The 17,448-nt window shown below is 65.0% G+C and carries 14 protein-coding genes and 1 riboswitch; of the genes, 5 read left to right on the plus strand and 9 right to left on the minus strand.

Annotated elements, in window-relative coordinates; all coding sequences use genetic code 11:
• Positions 1-336 precede the first annotated feature (336 nt).
• The 4 genes from EN852_RS16230 to thiB form a co-directional block, all read right to left on the minus strand.
• Positions 337-1,803 carry a M48 family metalloprotease gene (locus EN852_RS16230; RefSeq protein WP_127876121.1) on the minus strand — a complete coding sequence of 489 codons (1,467 nt, stop codon included), beginning with the start codon at positions 1,801-1,803 and terminating at the stop codon, positions 337-339.
• 153 nt (positions 1,804-1,956) lie between these two features.
• Positions 1,957-2,745 carry a thiamine ABC transporter ATP-binding protein gene (thiQ, locus tag EN852_RS16235; RefSeq protein ID WP_127876122.1) on the minus strand — a complete coding sequence of 263 codons (789 nt, stop codon included), beginning with the start codon at positions 2,743-2,745 and terminating at the stop codon, positions 1,957-1,959.
• Positions 2,742-4,364 carry a thiamine/thiamine pyrophosphate ABC transporter permease gene (thiP, locus tag EN852_RS16240; protein ID WP_127876123.1) on the minus strand — a complete coding sequence of 541 codons (1,623 nt, stop codon included), beginning with the start codon at positions 4,362-4,364 and terminating at the stop codon, positions 2,742-2,744. The genes thiQ and thiP overlap by 4 nt, the downstream gene beginning before the upstream one ends.
• A gap of 226 nt (positions 4,365-4,590) precedes the next feature.
• Positions 4,591-5,601: a thiamine ABC transporter substrate binding subunit gene (gene thiB, locus EN852_RS16250; RefSeq protein WP_127876125.1), complete on the minus strand. Its 1,011-nt coding sequence runs from the start codon at positions 5,599-5,601 to the stop codon at positions 4,591-4,593.
• A gap of 43 nt (positions 5,602-5,644) precedes the next feature.
• A riboswitch (TPP riboswitch) is annotated at positions 5,645-5,750 on the minus strand.
• A 125-nt stretch (positions 5,751-5,875) separates the two neighbouring features.
• Here thiB and EN852_RS16255 point away from each other — a divergent pair.
• From EN852_RS16255 to EN852_RS16270, 4 genes are read left to right on the plus strand one after another with little or no spacing between them, the layout of a single operon-like run.
• Complete coding sequence (locus EN852_RS16255; protein ID WP_127876126.1) at positions 5,876-6,520, plus strand: thiamine diphosphokinase; 645 nt, start codon at positions 5,876-5,878, stop codon at positions 6,518-6,520.
• A gap of 10 nt (positions 6,521-6,530) precedes the next feature.
• Entirely contained in the window at positions 6,531-8,345 is a 1,815-nt protein-coding gene (locus tag EN852_RS16260) for an ABC-F family ATP-binding cassette domain-containing protein (protein ID WP_127876127.1), read from the plus strand.
• A 55-nt stretch (positions 8,346-8,400) separates the two neighbouring features.
• Positions 8,401-8,643: a type II toxin-antitoxin system CcdA family antitoxin gene (locus EN852_RS16265; protein WP_112129671.1), complete on the plus strand. Its 243-nt coding sequence runs from the start codon at positions 8,401-8,403 to the stop codon at positions 8,641-8,643.
• Positions 8,643-8,942, plus strand: coding sequence for a CcdB family protein (locus tag EN852_RS16270; RefSeq protein WP_127876128.1), 300 nt, complete (start codon positions 8,643-8,645; stop codon positions 8,940-8,942). Before EN852_RS16265 ends, EN852_RS16270 begins: the two co-directional genes overlap by 1 nt.
• Before the next feature lie 14 nt (positions 8,943-8,956).
• On the opposite strand, the gene EN852_RS16275 is transcribed toward EN852_RS16270, so the two are convergent.
• Together EN852_RS16275 and EN852_RS16280 are read right to left on the minus strand one after the other, a co-directional pair.
• On the minus strand, positions 8,957-10,789 hold the full coding sequence (locus EN852_RS16275) for a hypothetical protein (RefSeq protein WP_127876129.1): 1,833 nt from the start codon (positions 10,787-10,789) through the stop codon (positions 8,957-8,959).
• Positions 10,790-10,858: 69 nt separating this feature from the next.
• Positions 10,859-12,157, minus strand: coding sequence for an adenylosuccinate synthase (locus tag EN852_RS16280; RefSeq protein ID WP_126080764.1), 1,299 nt, complete (start codon positions 12,155-12,157; stop codon positions 10,859-10,861).
• Positions 12,158-12,455: 298 nt separating this feature from the next.
• Between EN852_RS16280 and EN852_RS16285 the strand changes: the two genes are divergently transcribed.
• The gene (locus EN852_RS16285) at positions 12,456-13,355 is read left to right on the plus strand and encodes a DMT family transporter (RefSeq protein WP_127876130.1); all 900 of its coding nucleotides are present in this window, start codon (positions 12,456-12,458) and stop codon (positions 13,353-13,355) included.
• Between the two features lie 95 nt (positions 13,356-13,450).
• Here EN852_RS16285 and serA read toward each other — a convergent pair whose 3' ends face one another.
• From serA to EN852_RS16300, 3 genes are all read right to left on the minus strand, one after another.
• Entirely contained in the window at positions 13,451-15,052 is a 1,602-nt protein-coding gene (gene serA / locus EN852_RS16290) for a phosphoglycerate dehydrogenase (RefSeq protein ID WP_127865593.1), read from the minus strand.
• A 66-nt stretch (positions 15,053-15,118) separates the two neighbouring features.
• Positions 15,119-16,294 carry a phosphoserine transaminase gene (locus EN852_RS16295; RefSeq protein ID WP_127876131.1) on the minus strand — a complete coding sequence of 392 codons (1,176 nt, stop codon included), beginning with the start codon at positions 16,292-16,294 and terminating at the stop codon, positions 15,119-15,121.
• A gap of 194 nt (positions 16,295-16,488) precedes the next feature.
• A complete protein-coding gene (locus EN852_RS16300) occupies positions 16,489-17,268 on the minus strand; it encodes an outer membrane protein (RefSeq protein WP_127876132.1) in 780 nt (259 codons plus the stop codon).
• Positions 17,269-17,448: the final 180 nt, after the last annotated feature.

Genomic DNA, 17,448 nt, shown 5'->3' on the forward strand with positions numbered 1-17,448 from the left:
TGCCCGGATGGCTCGAAGCGGATGATCCGATGGAACCCGAGCCTCGCAGCTCACATAGGAAAAAAGCCCTTCCGTCCCATCATCTCCACCGCGCATCTCATCCTCCAATCTCTCCGGCGGAATCGAATCACGGACTGGCCCCAGACGAAAGAGTTTTTCCGCAGCCTGTTAAAGCATGTCTCGCGAAAGTGGTTACCGGTTTCGGGGTAAAGGCATGCGCAAAATCAAAAACCTAAAACGCATGGAGCGGATCTGAAAAATCGCGACGCGCTTTAGGGATCGCGCATCGCGGCAAGCTCTCAAAGCGCCGGGCCGGGCGAACGCGAATGCGGAGCCCTACTTGTCGGTGACGATCTTGACTTTGTCGCCGGCCGATACGCTGGCGCCCGGCGACATGGCGTTGAGCACCCTGAACAGATCGAGCTTGCGGTCGACGCCGACCATCTGCGCGGCGAGCGAGCCCATGGTCTGGCCGGCCTGAACGGTGACGACCCGGATATGCAGGGGCTTCAGCGCCGCCTTCTCGGCCGGGCTCAGCACGCGGAAGGAGCCGCTGACCGAGCGCGCTACCGGATCCAGCGACGCGCTGGCCGATGGCGCGGCCGTCAGCAGCCGGTAAACCTGCCCGCCGGCGCGGATCACCGCGATGTCGAACTGCCAGCCCTGCGCGGTGGCATGCGCCATCGCCGCCTCGTTGCCGTTGATCGTGTCCTGCCGCACGCTGGCGTCTTCGAGCCCCGCCACCCAGCCGCTGCGGATGTAATCCGTGAGCGACACCGACTTGTCGATCGCCACGCCGTCGAAACGGATGGCGATGTCGCCCGGCCCGGTCGCGGTGACGGCGGCCGCCGAATTGTCAATGACGAAACCGTCCGGCACGGTGAAGGAGACACCGAGATTAGGGTGCATGAAGGTCTGGCCGCGCACATAGCCCTCTTCCGGTGTGTCGCCGTAAAGCAGGCCGTCTATGCCGGCCAGAAATGCGTCGCGGTCGCGCGTGCCGACGCCGGGGGGGCCGAAATTGCGCGCAAGGCGCTGCGCCAGTTCAATGCGCTGCGGCGTGTTGGGGTGCGTCGCCAGGAAGTCGAGGCTGGCGTCGGTGGCGCCGCTGACCGAGCGGAAATCGGTATAGGCCGACATCGACTGCAGGAAGCGGCCTGCCGCGTAAGGATCGTAGCCCGCCTCGCCGATCGACTTGATGCCGATGGCGTCGGCCTGCAGTTCCTGGTTGCGCGAGAACTGCGCGAGCCTCAGCTTGCCGCGGATCAGTGCGGCCTTGGCGGTCGGGCTGTCGCCGAGCACATCGGAAACGACCTTGGTCGCCAACCCTTCCTCGGCCTCGAGCTGCTGCCGCTGCAGCCCGTGATTCGCCGTGACGTGGCCCATCTCATGGGCGATGACGGCGGCAAGCTCGGAGGAATCATTGGCCAGCGCCAGCAGCCCGCGCGTCACATAGAGATAGCCGCCCGGCAGCGCGAAGGCGTTGACGTTGGGCGAGTTGAGGATTGTGATGCGGTAGGTCTGGGTCGGGTTGGCCGACACCACCGTCAGATTGCCGACGACCTTGGCCACCATGCGTTCGAGCTTCGGGTCGGAATATTCACCGCCATAGGTGGCGAGAATGCGCGGATGCTGCGCCTTGGCCATCTCGGCGAGCTTGGCGTTGGCGACGACATTGTCGACGGTGATCGGCTTGTCGGAAGGCTGGAAGCCGCTCTCCTGCACGTCCGGCGGCGTGAACATCTGGCAACTTGCCAGCACGGCCACGCCTGCCAGCGCGAAAAATCGTGCAAGCGGCCTCATCCACACTTTCTCAGCGCCGGTCGACAGATCGGCTTCCTTTCGAAATCTTTCGGCAAATCACGGCCCCGCCGGACCAGCATGGCCGGACCTAGCCACACTCCCCCGGACAAGGCAAGCAAACGCCGGATCACCCGCTACCGGTTTGGCCGCAAATTATGTCCGCTTCCGGGCAATATGTTGTGATCCGGCAACGGTGCCGCCTCGATCGCCGATATAGCGCCTGAACGCATCCGGTCCAGGTCGATCGAAGAAATCGCCGGCCGCGCCAGTCGCCGCGATCGCGCCTTCATCGAGAAATGCGACGTCCTGGCCGATGCGCCGCGCATCCTCCGGCTGATGCGTGACGAAGAGCACCGTCATTTTGCGCTCGGCATGGATGCCGACGAGAAGGTCGAGCATGTCCTCGCGCAGCGCCGGGCCGAGCGACGCGAAAGGTTCGTCGAGCAGCAAGACGGGCCGGTCGCGCAGCAGCACCCGCGCCAGCGCCACGCGCTGCCGCTCCCCGCCGGAGAGCTCGCGCGGCAGCCGCTTTTCCTTGCCGGCAAGGCCGACACGCGCAAGCGCCCCGGCGACGGCGGCGCGATCGACAGCGCCGAGCTTCAGCGACGGCGAGCGACCGAGCCCGACATTGGCCTCGACCGTAAGATGCGCGAACAGGTTGTTTTCCTGGAACACCATCGACACCGGTCGCGCCGAGGGCGGCAGGTTGCCAAGATCGATGCCGCCGATCAGCACCTTGCCGGCAACGGGTGATTCGAAGCCGGCTATCAGATTGAGCAGTGTCGACTTGCCGGAACCGCTCGGCCCCATGATCGCGGTGATCCTGCCGGCCGCGAACTCGGCATTGAAGCGGAAGCAAGATTCGCCATAGCTGAACGACACGTCTTCGAGTGTGACGGTCAGCGCCTTCCCTGCTGCGATGCCGTTGTCCGTCGATATCATGCTTTTGCTTCCCGCCCCAGCCAATCGGCGACAACGACCAGCATCAGGCAAACGAAGCCGAGCAGCAAGGCAAGTCCCGCGGCGTCCGCCGTCCGGTAGCTGCCCATCCGCGCGAGCAGAAGATAGGGCAACGTCTGCACGGAATCGCTGCCGAAGAGCGCTATCACGCCGAGATCGCCGAGCGACAGCGCCATGGCGAAGGCGAAGCCGGTGGCGAGCGGCCGCCTGAGCGACGGCCAGTCGATCAGGCTGAGCCGGGTCCAGCCGGATATGCCGAGCGCCAGGCAAAGCCGTTCATGGCGTTCGCTTGCCGCGTCATAGGCCGGGCGAATGGCCCGGACGGCGAAGGGCATTGCCATCACCGCGTTGACGGCGACGACCATGACCGGCGCGACGGCAAAGACATCGGTGATTTTGCGCAGCGCCAGGAACCAGCCGGCGCCAAGCACGATCGGCGGCACGACGAGCACGAAGCCGGCGCCGGTGTCGGCGGCATGTTCGAGCAGCGACATGGCGCCGCCGGGACGCCGACGCAAAGCCAATGCCCGCCGCGCCGCGATCAATGCCAGCGACAGCGACACGCTGAGCAGTGCCGCAAGCAAGGCGAGGCCGGCGCTGGTGAGCGTCGCGCGGCGCACCGCTTCCTCGCCCGCCAATCGGCTGAGATCGACCTTCAGGCCTGAAAACACCGTCGCCACCATCGGCCCGGCGACGAACAGCAGGGCAAGCGCGATGAGGCCGGCATTCATAACGCTCTCCACCCGGCCCGCTGAAAGATAGCGGCGCGGCGCCACCGGCAGATTGGCATCGCCGACCGTGTTGGCGCCGAGCCGCGTGAGTGCTGCGACCACTACGAAGGTGAGCGCGATCTGCAGCAGCGTCAGCACGACAGCGCGCGCGGGATCGAAGTCGAAACGCAGCGCCTGATAGATGGCGACCTCGAGCGTCGTGGCGGCCGGACCGCCGCCCAGCGTCAGCACGATGGTGAAGGAGGTGATGCAGAGCATGAACACCAGTCCGGCGACGCCCGGCAAGGCCGCACGCAGCACCGGCCATTCGATCAGCCGGAAGGCTGGCCGGGCGCCCATGCCGAGCTGGCTCGCCAGCCGCCACTGGTCGGCGGGAATCGTGCCCAGTGCCTCGAGGAACAGGCGCGTCGCCAGAGGCAGGTTGAAGAAGACATGCGCGACGAGGATGCCGGAGAGGCCGTAGATGCCGGGCCACTCTCCGCTGCCAAGCCTGGCGACGACGCCGGCAAAGTAGCCGGCCCGGCCGTAGAGCGCCAATATGCCGAGCGCCGCGACGATGGCCGGCAATGCCAGCGGCACGGTGAACAGCTGCAGGATCAGGCGGCGACCGGGAAAGCTTGGGTGCCTAGAAAGCGCGCGTGCCACCAGAAGCGCTGGCGCGACTGACAAGAGCGTCGACAGCAGCGCCTGCCAGAGCGTGAAGCGGGCGACGCGGAAGAGGTAGCCGTCGAAGGCCGCGGCAGCGCCGGAGAGGTCGTGCGCCCCTTCGAAGGCGAGGCCGGCGAAGGCGCCGCCGATGAGCAGCGCGACGGCTGCGAGCGCGATGGCACCAGCGGTAATGCGAGGATCGCTAGGATGGGGTGCTGCCATTCCGCCTAGCCAAACACCTTGAATGGCTTGGGTAGGGCGGAAGCATTATCCGCGTCGAGTTCCCGCCCACCCCCCTCCCCCGCAAGGGGGGAGATTGGCAGCTTCGATCGCCGTGCCAGTCTTGCAACGTTGGCGATTGGCGAAAGTGGTCGAGCGCTTGATCTCCCCCCTTGCGGGGGAGATGGCCGGCAGGCCAGAGGGGGGTGTTCAAGCGCCATCCTGAAGCCTACTTGCTCATCACCGCCAGCCACTCGTCTACCCACGCCTTGCGGTTGGCCGCGACTTCCTCCGGGCTGAACAGCAAGGTCTTGGTCGGCTTCACCAGTTTGTCGAAGGCCGGGTTGAGCGGCTTGTCGGTCTTGCCGGCCGGGAACATCCAGTTGGTCTCCGGAATGACGTCCTGGAATTTCGGTCCGGTCATGAAGGCGATGAATTTCTGCGCCAGCGGGTTCTTCGCGCCGGTGGCGGTAACGCCGGCAACCTCGATCTGCAGGTATTCGCCTTCCTCGAAAGAGGCCGCCTGGTAGCGTTCGGTGTTCTCGGCCACCATGTGGTAGGCCGGCGAGGTGGTGTAGGAGAGCACCATCGGCGCCTCGCCCTTGGTGAACAGGCCATAGGCCTCGCTCCAGCCCGGCGTCACCGTCAGCACTTTCGCCTTGAGCTTGGCCCAGGCCTCCGGCGCCTTATCGCCATAGACCGACTTCACCCACAAGAGCAGGCCGAGGCCGGGCGTCGAGGTGCGCGGATCCTGGATGACGATCTTGTCGGTGCCGCTGCCTTCCACCAGGTCTTTCAGGCTCTTCGGCGGGACTTTAAGCTTCTGCGTGTCATAGACGACGGCGAAATAGCCATAGTCGAAGGGCACGAACGTGTCGTCGGTCCAGCCGCCTGGCACGTTGATGCCGGAGACTTCGCCATGCGGCGCGAACAGGCCGCTCGCCTTGGCGTCCGCGGTCAGATTGGTGTCGAGGCCGAGCACGATATCGGCCTTGGTGCCGGCGCCTTCGAGCTTGACGCGGTTGAGCAGGGCGACGCCGTCGGCCACCGAGACGAATTCGAGATCGCAACCGCATTCGGCTTCGAATTCTTTCTTCACCGCCGGCCCAGTCCCCCAATCGGCGGTGAAGCTTTCATAGGTGTAGACGGTGAGCTTGTCCTTCGCCTCGGCGGGCGCAACGCCGGCCAGAAGCGAGACAAGACCGGCTGCGAGAACAAGCTTGGACAACATCGCGCGCATCAGCGCCTCCTTCGTTCGAGTGACAAGGAATTGAGGCGCCGGATGGTCCGAAACGTCTAATCCCTCCGCCGGTACAAACCGGATCAGGTTCAGCGGGTTGGCTTGATCGCCTCTCAGCCGGATCGCGTCCGGCACCCCGTTAGAGCGCCTCGACAGATAGGCCCGGCCGAAGCGGCGCGCAAGCGGAAGTTTGCCGGGCAGCTAATGTTCGGGGCAACCGAAGCTCGGGCCGTGCGGCTTCCGTTTCGCTTGGAGGGCTGGTAAGGCGACGGCCATGGGCACATTCACCATCCTGCTTGGCGGCGAGCTTATCCGCACGCCCCGCCTTGAACGCCAGATCGAAGGCTCGCGCGTCATTGCCGCCGATGCCGGCATCGGTCATGCCCGCTTGCTCGGCCTGCTGCCGGAACTCTGGGTCGGCGATTTCGATTCGGTGCCGGCGAACCTGCCGAAAGACCTGGCCGCCGTGCCGCGTAAAGTATTTCCGGCCGAGAAGGACATGACCGATGGCGAGCTCGCCATCGCGGAAGCGCTCGCACTCGGCGCCACCAGCCTTGTGCTGGCCGGCGCCTTCGGCGGCAAGCGCGCCGACCACGCCATCCTGCATCTGGCCCTCGCCGTGCGGCTGGCCGAGGCAGGCACGACCGTGCTGCTGACGAGCGGCGCGCAGGAAGGCGTTCCCGTTTTGCCGGGCAGCGCCGCCTTCGACTATGCGGACGGCACCTTGTTTTCGGTGCTCGGCTTCTCCGATCTGTCGGGTCTGACGGTCACTGGCGCCAAATGGCCGCTCGACAGCGTCGAGGTGGCGTTCGGCTCCTCGCTCACTATATCAAACGAGGTCAAAGGGCGGCTCGGCATCGCGCTGGAGCGCGGCCGGGCGCTGCTTCTGGCCCACCCCTATCCTCTTCCCGAAAGCTGACATTCCAGACATGGCGCCGCCACTTCTCAACCTCGACGGCATTAAACTGACCTTCGGCGGCACCCCGCTGCTCGACGGCGCGGCGCTCAGCGCGTCCGCCGGCGAGAAGATCGCATTGGTCGGACGCAACGGCTCGGGCAAGTCGACCCTGCTCAAGATCGCCGCCGGCATGATCGAGCCGCAGGACGGCGAAGTGTTCCGCCAACCCTCGGCGACCGTGCGCTATCTGCCGCAGATGCCGGATATGGACGGCTTCGCCACCGTGCGCGCTTATGTCGAGGCCGGCCTCGGCCCGGCCGACGATCCGCATCGTGCCACCTGTCTGATGGAGCATCTCGGCCTCACCGGCGAGGAGCGGCCGAACGACCTTTCCGGCGGGGAGGCGCGGCGCGCCGCGCTTGCCCGCGTCATGGCGCCGGAGCCCGATATCCTTCTGCTCGACGAGCCGACCAACCATCTCGACCTTTCCGTGATCGAATGGCTGGAAGAAGAGCTTGCCCGCACCTCTTCCGCCGTGATCCTGATTTCCCACGACCGGCGCTTTCTCGAGCGCGTCACCCGCGCCACCGTCTGGCTCGATCGCGGCCAGACACGGCGGCTGGACAAGGGCTTTGCCCATTTCGAGGAATGGCGCGACCAGGTGCTGGAGGAGGAAGAGCGCGAGCAGCACAAGCTCGGCCGCCAGATCGTGCGCGAGGAGCATTGGCTGCGCTACGGCGTGACCGCCAGGCGCAAGCGCAACATGCGCCGCCTCGGCGAATTGCAGACGATGCGCCAGCGTTTCCGCAGCCACCGCGGCGCCGAAGGCACCGCCACCATGGTGGCGAGCGACGCCGCCGAATCCGGCAAGCTGGTGATCGAGGCCAAAGGCATCGACAAGAGTTTCGGCGACTTGACCGTGGTCAAGGGTTTCTCGACCCGCATCCAGCGCGGCGACCGCGTCGGCCTGGTCGGCCCGAACGGCGCCGGCAAGACGACATTGCTGAAGATGCTGACCGGGGAGCTGGCGCCGGATGCCGGAACCGTGCGTCTCGGCGTCAACCTGGAGATCGCGACGCTCGACCAGAAGCGCGAAGCGGTCGACCCCCTAGAGACGCTGGCCCATTACCTCACCGACGGGCGCGGCGAGAACCTGCTGGTCAATGGCGAGCAGCGCCACGTCGTCTCCTACATGAAGGATTTCCTGTTCAAGCCGGAGCAGGCGCGCACGCCGGTGCGCGAGCTTTCCGGCGGCGAGCGCGCGCGCCTGCTGCTGGCCCGCGTGCTGGCGCGGCCGGCGAACCTTCTGGTGCTCGACGAGCCGACCAACGATCTCGACATGGAGACGCTGGAGCTGCTGCAGGAACTGGTCGCGGGCTTTGCCGGAACGGTGATCCTGGTCAGCCACGACCGCGACTTCCTCGACCGCACCGTCACCAGCGTGATCGCGCCGGATGGCAACGGCCGCTGGGTCGAATATGCCGGCGGCTATTCCGACATGCTGGCGCAGCGTGGCGGCTCGAACCTGGAAGACCGCAAGACAAGGTCGAAAGCCGAGACCGCCGAAGCTTCGCCGAAAGCCGAACAGGCCGCGCCCAAGGGCCCGGCGAAAAAGCTCTCTTTCAAGCAGAAGTTCGCGCTGGATTCCCTGCCGAAGAAGATCGAAGCGGTGACAGCCTCGATCGCCCGGCTGGAGAACAACATCGCCGACCCCGCCTTCTATGAGCGCGATCCCGCCTCGTTCCAGAAGACCATCGCCGCGCTCGACAAGGAGCGCACGACGCTCGCCGCGCTCGAGGAAGAATGGCTGGAGCTGGAGATGCTGCGGGAGGAGATGGAGGGGTAGCTGGCTTGCTTGCACGCAGACATGCGCTTATTCTATGCGCATAAAGAGGTAGGCTATGCTTCAATCAACTGCAAAACCACAACGCAAGTCGGTCAACACTTCGATTGATTCCAGATTGATCGAGGAGGCCAAGGCGCTGGGCATCAACATGTCTCGTGCCGCCGAGCAAGGGATCGCCAAGGCAATTTCTGCCGAGAAGACGCGTCGCTGGCAAGAGGAGAACAAGGAAGCGCTCGAAAGCTCCAACGAATACGTCAGGCGCAACGGTTTGCCTTTAGCCAAGTACCGGCTGTTTTGATGGCCCGCTATGATTTCTATCGGAGCGCAGGAAGCGACGGCTATCTCCTTGATATCCAGTCCGACATACTGGAGCACCTCGATACCAACGTCGTCGTTCCGCTTCTGCCGCCCAATATCGCACCGTTGCCTGCACGAAGGCTGAACCCGATCTTCAGGATCGACGGCAAAGACCATGTGATGGTCACTCAGTTCATTTCCGCTGTAACGGCTTCGGAACTCCAGGCGGCAGAAGGAAACCTTGCAAGACACCACGACGAGATCGTCGCGGCGCTCGATATGCTCTTTCAAGGGTTTTAGGGCGCGCCTCTGGCTTAGCCCGACGTCTTCGCCGCCCAGGCCTTCAGCGCCTCGTCGAAGACCTTCTCGCCGGGGATGCCCTTTTCCATGGTCAGCAGCGCGCGGCGTCCGGTCTTGTAGACCACCGGCACGTCGATCCAGGACTGTCCCCGAAGCAGCGTCAGGTTGGCGTCCTCGTCGGCCTTGGTGTCGTTGAGCGCGACGAGGAAGAAACCGTCGGCGATCTTGGCCGGGATGCCGATCAGCGGGCTGCCGGCATCCTGCTCCGAGCTCTTCATGGCGATGCGCAGGATGTTGTCAACGCCGCCGCCGTCAAACCCTTCCGGCGTCAGGAAGATCATCTCGATGATGTGGCTGGCCGGCAGCGTCTGGTCGGTGTTGCGCCGGATCGTCATGCGCAACTGGATATTCTTGCCCGGGATCGTCGCCTCGGCACGGATCGCCGGTTCCGGCGGCAGGTCGCCGCCCGGCGATTCCTGCACCAGCGACCACACAATGCTGCCGGGCTCGGCCGTGCCCTGCTGGGTGCTGGTGCGCTCCTCGTAGAAGATTGCCTTCTGGCCGACCGGCACGGTCGCCTCGGCCGTCGCCGGCGGCGTCGTGCCCGCGGCCGGCGGCGTTGCGCCGGCGGCGGGCGGCGCGGCGCCGACCGCAGGGGGCGTCGTTGCCGCATCAGCGGTTGGCGGTGTGGTTCCAGCCGCCGGCGGCGTCGGATTGGCCGCGCTGGTCGCCGGCGCCGCCGGCGTTGTTCCCGCGGCAGGCGCCCCGGGCGGTTGCGTGGCCGCAGCAGGCGGGGTCGTCGCTGGCGCCGTTGCCGGCGTGGCTGGCGGGCGCGAGGTCAGCGCCGCGACGGATTCACCCTCGCCGATCGTGGCTTGTCCGCCGGCGGGGCCAGGATCGGTCTCCTTGCCCTCGGGCGTCAGGCGCTGCGTGAACTTGGTCGTGTCGGCGGACTCGCCGGTAGCGGCCGGGGCCGGGGCCGGCGCGGCCGCCGTCTCGGTCGCAGGCTTCGTTGGGGCGGGCTTGACCAGCGGTTCGGTCGAGACCGTCTTATTGCCGCTGCCGCCAAGGCCGAAGAGCGAGCTGAACGCGTTCTTGTTCAGCCAGACCCCATAGCCGCCGCCGGCCAGCACCAAAAGCGCGATGACGGCGGCGATCAGGCCGCCATAGCCGCGCTTGCGCTGCGGCTGAGGCCGCAGCCGTTGGAAAGTATCGGCCGCCGGCTGCTCGTCATTGGCAAAGACGTCGCTGCCGTCGTCGGCATCGGCGGCGCCCATGCCCGCGAGGCCGACATCGTCTTCGCGCGGCGACGGCATCGGTGGTGGCGGCGCTTTCTGCCAGGCAGGCTCCGCCTTTGGCGCGGCCTGCCAGCTCGGTTCCGTCCGTACTCCGCTCTGCCAGGACGGCTCGGCCTTGGCGGGGCTTTGCGGCGCCGGCTCGGCCTTAGGCGTGCTTTGCCAGCTCGGTTCAGTTCTGGCGGGCGTTGGCGCCGGCTTGAACGGCTCGGATCTGAACGGATCCGGCTTGGCAGGCGCGGGCGCCGCCGGCTGGCGGGCATGGCTCGGCTGGTTCTTGTTGCGGTCGATGGAGGAGAAAATATGCTCCAGCTCCGCCAGCGGATCCTCGGCTGAAGGGCGCTTGGCGTAATCGCGCTCGACGCTGGAAATGGCGTCTTCCAGCGAGCGCTTCTGCTTGCTGACGACATCGGGCGCAAGCGGCGGGGAATACTCGGCGAGCTTCTTCGCCAGCACCGCGCGGGCACCGTCGTATATCTGCTTGCGCACCTCGAACGAAGGATCCCCCTTCTTCTCGAGCTGCTTTTTCAGAACACTAACGAAATCTGCCATGCGTCAGGTGACCTGCATTCTTTTCCCGCCGGCCGCAAATCAGCCATAGCGCCGGGAAGGGCTGTGAAACTAGTCTTGAAACGGATCGGTCACAAGTATCGTGTCGTCCCGTTCCGGGCTGGTGGAAAGCAGCGCCACCGGAGCCCCGATCAGCTCCTCGATATAGCGGACATACTTGACGGCTTGCGCCGGCAAATCATTCCAGCTCCTGGCGCCGGCCGTGGTCCCCTTCCAGCCTTCGAGCGTCTCGTAGATGGGCTCGACTCGAGCCTGCGCGCCCTGGCTGGCCGGCAGGTAATCGATCGTCTCGCCGTCGAGGCGATAGCCGGTGCAGACCTTGATCTCGTCCAGCCCGTCGAGCACGTCGAGCTTGGTGAGCGCGATGCCCTTGATGCCGTTGACGGCCACGGCCTGGCGCACCAGCACGGCGTCGAACCAACCGCAGCGCCGCTTGCGTCCCGTGACAACACCGAACTCGTGGCCGCGCGTGCCGAGGAACTCGCCGATCTCGTTCTTCTGCTCGGTCGGGAACGGCCCTTCGCCGACGCGTGTCGTGTAGGCCTTGGTGATGCCGAGCACATAGCCGATCACGCCGGGACCGACGCCAGAACCGGCGGCTGCCTGCCCGGCCACGGTGTTGGACGAGGTGACGAAGGGATAGGTGCCGTGGTCGATGTCGAGCAGCGTGCCCTGCGCGCCCTCGAACAGGATGCGCTCGCCGGCGCGACGCTTGTCGTCGAGCACTTTCCAGACGCGGTCCATGTAAGGCAGTATCTCGCCGGCCACCGAGGTCAGCTCCTGCATGATCGCCTCATGCGTCGCTTCCGGATGGCCGAGCCCGCGGCGCAGCGCGTTGTGGTGCGTCAGCAGCCTGTCGACCTTCAAGGGGAGCGTTTCCAAATCCGCCAGGTCCATCACCCGCACCGCGCGTCGGCCCACCTTGTCCTCATAGGCGGGGCCGATGCCGCGGCGGGTCGTGCCAATCTTGGTTCCGGAATTCGAGGCGGCGTCTTCGCGGAATCCGTCCAGCTCCCGGTGCAGCGACAGGATAAGCGCGGTGTTTTCGGCTATTTTCAGGCGCTCCGGCGTGACCTCGACGCCCTGGTCCTTGAGCTTCTTCGCTTCGGCCACGAAGGCATGCGGATCGAACACCACCCCATTGCCGATGATCGAGAGCTTGCCCTGCCTGACCACGCCCGAGGGCAGCAGCGACAGCTTGTAGACCTTGCCGTCGACGACCAGCGTATGGCCGGCATTGTGGCCGCCCTGGAAGCGCACGACCACGTCGGCCCGTTCCGACAGCCAGTCGACGATCTTGCCCTTGCCTTCGTCGCCCCACTGCGAGCCGACGACCACCACATTGGCCATGTTCTTTTCCCTTGAAATGCCGCGCCGGCGGCCTGAAACGACAGGCCTCTATAGCGTCAAGCGCCGGCCCGCGCGACCCTTTCTTTGCCGCCGAAACCATCCCTGGAACATGATTTGAAAGCGGAAGCCGGCTTTCGGAACCCGATCGTGCTCCAGGAGTTGGATCGGGATGACGATGCCGGCGAAGCCTCGTCCCGATCAGGCATAACAAATTCCGGCTTTCGCATCATTTACTTGCCGCCGCCGCCACTCTAGGCCGGCCGGAACCCGCGAACATCCATGCAGGGTCGGATCCTCCATGCACAGAGCCGCCTATCTGTTCCTCCTGTCGACCATGCTGTTGTGGGGCGGCAATTCGGTGGCAGGCAAGCTTGCCGTCGGCCATGTCTCGCCGATGACCCTGGTGTTCCTGCGCTGGGTCATGGCTGTGCTCATCCTGCTGCCCGTCGGCTGGCGGACGCTGCGCGAGGACTGGCCGGAAGTGCGCAGCCACTGGAAACTGCTTGCCGGCCTCGCCGCGTGCGGCTTCACCATCTTCAACGTCATCTTCTACACGGCGCTCAACTACACGACCGCCATAAACGTCTCGATCGAGCAGGCCGCCATCCCGATCGTCATCATCCTTGCCAATTTCATGCTGTTCAGGCTGCGCGTGCAGCCCCTGCAGATCGTCGGGGTCGTGCTCACCATCGTCGGCGTCGCGCTGACCGCCAGCCATGGCGACCTCGGCCAGCTCTTGAAGCTAAACCTCAACTTCGGCGACGCCATCATGCTTGTCGCGGTGCTTTGCTACAGCCTCTATTCGGTGGGCCTGCGCCTCAAGCCTGCAATCCGCTGGCAGAGTTTCATGCTGGCGCTGTCGATCGCCGCGCTGTTGATCTCCCTGCCCTTCGTCACCTGGGAGATCGCGGCCGGCCGCGCCATCATGCCGGACGCGTATGGATGGGCGCTCACGCTCTACACGGCGCTTGGCGCCTCCGTCATCTCGCAGGTCCTCTACATCAAGGGCAACGAGCTGATCGGCGCCAACCGCGCCGGCCTGTTCATCAACCTTGTGCCGATCTTCGGCACGCTGCTTTCGGTGCTTATCGTCGGCGAGCAGTTTCAGCCCTATCAGGCCTTCGCACTCGCCTTGGTGCTGGGCGGCATTGCGCTCGCCGAATACAGCGGCACTAGAACAGCGCTGCAGGCGGGATGATTGTTCTCGATCACGCGCCGACCAGCCGTCCGTGACGGCTGTCTCATCCACGCCCCGACGGCTCGTGCCGGCGGGGCGTTTTTCATATCAGGCCTTCACTCGGCGCCGACGTCGAAATGCAGCGGCTTGGCCGAGTCGATCGATTGGTGCGCCCGCAGCTGATCGAGCACTTTTTCCGGGAACGGCGCGTCGAGATAAAGCAGCGCGATCGCGTCGCCGCCCGGCCGGTTGCGGCCGAGCTGGAAGTTGGCGATGTTGACGCCGTTCTCGCCGCACACCGTGCCGAGCAGGCCGATGATGCCGGGCGCATCCGCATTGGTCGTGTAGAGCATGTGCTGGCCGACCTCGGCGTCGAGATTGATGCCTTTGATCTGGATGAAGCGCGGCTTGCCGTCGGAGAAGCAGGTGCCGGCGATCGAACGCGTCATGTGCTCGGTCTTGACCGTCAGCTTGATATAGCCGTCGAACACGCCCGACTTGTCGCGCTTGACCTCGGCGACGATGATGCCGCGCTCCTTCACCATGATCGGCGCCGACACCATGTTCACGTCGGAGACCTGCGGCCGGATCAGGCCGGCAAGGGCGGCGCTGACCAGCGCGCGCGTGTTCATCGTCGCGGTCGAGCCGTCGAACAGGATCTCGACCTCCTTGATCGGATCCTCGGTGACCTGGCCGACGAAGGCGCCAAGCACCTCGGCGAGCTTGACGAAGGGCTTGAGCCTCGGCGCTTCCTCGGCAGTGATCGAAGGCATGTTGATGGCGTTGGAGACGGCGCCCTTGATGAGATAGTCGCTCATCTGCTCGGCGACCTGCAGCGCGACATTCTCCTGCGCTTCCGTGGTCGAGGCGCCGAGATGCGGTGTCGCCACGACATTGTCCATGCCGAACAGCGGGTTGTTTTCCGCCGGCTCGACCTCGAACACGTCGATGCCGGCGCCAGCCACCTTGCCGCTCTTCAGCGCCGCGACCAGGTCCGCCTCGACGACCAGGCCGCCACGCGCGCAATTGATGATGCGCACGCCGTCCTTCATCTTGGCGATCGCAGCCCCGTCGATGATGTTGCGCGTCTTCTCGGTCAGCGGTGTGTGCAGCGTGATGAAGTCGGCGCGGGCGAAGAGCTCGTCGAGCTCGACCTTCTGGACGCCGAGTTCCTCGGCGCGGCTGTCCGACAGAAACGGATCGAAGGCAATCACATGCATCTTCAATCCGACGCCGCGCGTGGCGACGATCGAGCCGATATTGCCGCAGCCGATCACGCCCAGCGTCTTGCTGGTGATCTCGATGCCCATGAAGCGGTTCTTTTCCCATTTTCCGGCATGGGTCGAGGCATTGGCTTCTGGGATCTGCCGCGCCAGCGCGAAGATCATCGCCACCGCATGCTCGGCCGTGGTGATCGAATTGCCGAAGGGCGTGTTCATCACGATAATGCCCTTGCGGCTGGCGGCCGGGATATCGACATTGTCGACGCCGATGCCGGCGCGGCCGACGACCTTGAGCCTGGTTGCCGCATTGATCAGCTTCTCGGTGACCTTGGTCGCCGAGCGGATGGCGAGGCCGTCATACTGATCGATGACTTCGAGCAGCTTTTCCTTGTCCTTGCCGAGATCCGGCAGGTAGTCGACCTCGATGCCGCGATCCTTGAAGATCTGCACGGCGGTGGTTGAAAGTTTATCCGAAACGAGAACGCGGGGCGCCATCACGGCCTCCTTGAAGGGAATTGGATGTGTCGGGAAATGGTGGCGGCCCGCAGGCCGCCACGGATTTCAGGCCGCAGCCTTGAGCGACGCCTTCTGCGCGGCGAAGGCCCAGTCGAGCCATGGCAGCAGCGCTTCGAGATCGGCGGTCTCGACGGTGGCGCCGCACCAGATGCGCAGCCCGGGCGGCGCGTCGCGATAGGAGCCGATGTCGTAGGCGACGCCTTCCTTGTCGAGCGCCGAGACGAGGCCCTTGGCGAAAGCCGCCTGACCGTCGGCATCGAGCGCCGCAACATCCGTATCGGTGAAGGACAGGCACACGGACGTGTTCGAGCGCGTTGCCGGATCGACGGCCAGATGGCCGAGCCACGCCGACCTGTCGACGAACCCGTCGAGCACCGCGGCATTGGCGTCGGCGCGGGCAATGAGCGCTTCCAGGCCGCCGATCGACTTCGCCCAGTGGAGCGCATCGAGATAATCCTCGACGCACAGCATCGACGGCGTGTTGATGGTCTCGCCCTTGAAGATGCCCTCGATCAGCTTGCCGCCCGAGGTCAGGCGGAAGATCTTCGGCAGCGGCCAGGCCGGCTTGTAGGTCTCCAGCCGCTCGACGGCGCGGGGCGACAGGATCAGCATGCCGTGCGCGCCTTCGCCGCCCAATACCTTCTGCCAGGAGAAGGTGACGACATCGAGTTTTTCAAAATCGAGCCTTTGCGCGAAGGCGGCCGAGGTCGCGTCGCAAATGGTCAAGCCCTTGCGGTTCGCGGGAATGAAATCGCCGTTCGGCACGCGCACGCCCGAGGTAGTGCCGTTCCAGGTGAAGACGACGTCGCGGTCGAAATCGACTTGCGCCAGGTCTGGCAGCTTGCCGTAGCCGGCCTCGAACCTGCGCACATCGGCGAGCTTGAGCTGCTTGACCACATCCGTCACCCAGCCGGAGCCGAAGCTCTCCCAGGCGACCATGTCGACGCCGCGCTCGCCGAGCAGCGACCACATCGCCATCTCGACCGCGCCGGTGTCCGACGCCGGCACGATGCCGATGCGATAGCTCGCGGGAACCTTGAGGATGTCGCGCGTCAGCTCGATCGCCTGTTCGAGCTTGCTCTTGCCGATCTTGGCGCGGTGGGAGCGCCCGAGCGCGGCCTTCGAGAGCGCCTCGACCGACCAGCCGGGGCGTTTTGCGCAGGGACCTGAGGAGAAATTGGGATTTGCCGGACGGAGTCCGGGCTTGGTAAGCGTCGTCATCGTGGTCTATCCTTCCAGATAGTGGCCCCTCGTTGGGGAGGGGTGGCCCACGGACGGCGATATGCTTTCAGGCTTTCGGCGTCAAGAGCAAAGTTTTTGTCGTTGTCGGGATATTCCCTATGACCAGGGTGCGTGGCCCGAAATGAAAACGGCGAGCCGTTGGCCCGCCGTGGCATTTCGTAACCCGCTTCGCTTTACCAGAGGTCGTAGCGCAGGCCGAGCTTGACCTGGTGATTGCTGATCCCCTTACGGGTGGGATAGGAGGTCAGGCTCTCGGCGGCCACATATTCCGCATTGGGGGCGGAGAAATACTGGTATCCGAGATCGACCAGGAGGTTCTTGCTCACCTGGTATGCGAGGCCCGCATTGAGCGTATAGGCGAGCGAGTATTGGGTCTTGTTGCTGCTCAGGACGAAATCGTTGGTGGAGTCGGCGCTGTCTGTGTATGAGGCCGAAAGCTTGCTCGTCGTGCGAACCAAACCAATGCCGGCGCCGACATAGGGCGTGACCCCGACATAGGTGCCCAGATCGACATAACCATTGAGGATACCGGAGAACGCGTAGTTCTTCACATTTCCCGAGCCAAGGATCGCCGTTCCCGCCGGTGCGACCCCTGAATCGTCATAGCTGTCGCTGACGTGATTGCCGGGCAGATAGCCCAGGTTGAGATCGGCACGAAGGTAGTCGTTGAAATGATAGCCGAAGCCGATGCTCGCGAAATACGCATCCTCGCCCTCGCTGAAGCTTTCGTTGTTGATCGTTGACGGGAAGGTGAAATCCCCGTTGTCGAAGGTCTTCTGCGGCAGATAGGCGACGTCCCCGCGCAGATACCAGCCCGAGCCGACCTCGACCGGCTGGTAGTCCGGCGCCTGGTCGACATAGATCGGCGGATCGTAGTCGGCCGCGACCGCCGGCGTCATCGGCAACATGATGGTTGCGGCAAGCGCTGACGCGATACGCGATCTGGATGTCATGGTCCCCGGCTCCCGAGATTGGCGCCAGCCGCGAACGCGGGCGCCGTTTCAAGTAGCCATTGTTAACCATAGTGGTTAAGTGCCGGTTAAGGATAACGCTCCGTTACCAAATTGATTTTGATCGCGTTTTAGCCATGGCGTACAAAGCGAAAGCCGCCCGGCTGATGCCGGGCGGCTTGG

It is taken from the genome of Mesorhizobium sp. M2E.F.Ca.ET.209.01.1.1, from assembly GCF_004010375.2.
Classification (GTDB): Bacteria; Pseudomonadota; Alphaproteobacteria; order Rhizobiales; family Rhizobiaceae; genus Mesorhizobium.